This window comes from Clostridium sp. ATCC 25772, from assembly GCF_001573875.1.
Lineage (GTDB): Bacteria > Bacillota > Clostridia > Clostridiales > Clostridiaceae > Clostridium_J > Clostridium_J senegalense.
In genome coordinates this window covers 1-503 of record NZ_LFRG01000235.1, presented here as the reverse complement: position 1 = coordinate 503, position 503 = coordinate 1, and the positions used below count along the sequence as shown (strand labels likewise).

Below are 503 nucleotides of genomic sequence, written 5' to 3'. Positions count from 1 at the left end.
ATTATAAGTATAAGTACATAAATGCATAAACCCCAAAATAATAAAATTATTGGTAAAATAATTAACATAGGAACAAACGCTAATAAAGTATCCATAAAAGTCTCCTTATAATAAATTTAATTTACTTTTTATTTACAAAATCCCTTCAAACCCGCATGGTCGCAACAACTAGTTAAATAGTTACATATATACATAGTTATAAATTTATATTACTTTATTTAAAATTTAAAATATTTTCTTTAACATATGACTCCATGATTATTCTATATTCTTCTGGTCTGTAGTCCATGGATTTTATCAAATTAATCATCTCTTCAGCTGAAATAAATTTGACATCGTCTAACTCTGATTTTTGTATTGTTAAATCTGAAATATTAATATCTTTACAAAGTACAAAAATATCAATGAAATGATTATATTTCTCCCATAGAACTCTTTTTATAAAAGCTATATTATCTATCTTTATACCTAATTCTTCATCAATCTCTCTAATAATAGCTTCT

1 protein-coding gene is annotated in these 503 nt (G+C 23.3%); it reads right to left on the bottom strand.

Translation table 11 applies throughout. The annotated features are described in order from the left end of the window. Nucleotides 1–214: 214 nt before the first annotated feature. On the bottom strand, nt 215–503 hold a 289-nt coding region (locus AZI32_RS17755; RefSeq protein WP_157451008.1), incomplete at its 5' end, for an NUDIX domain-containing protein.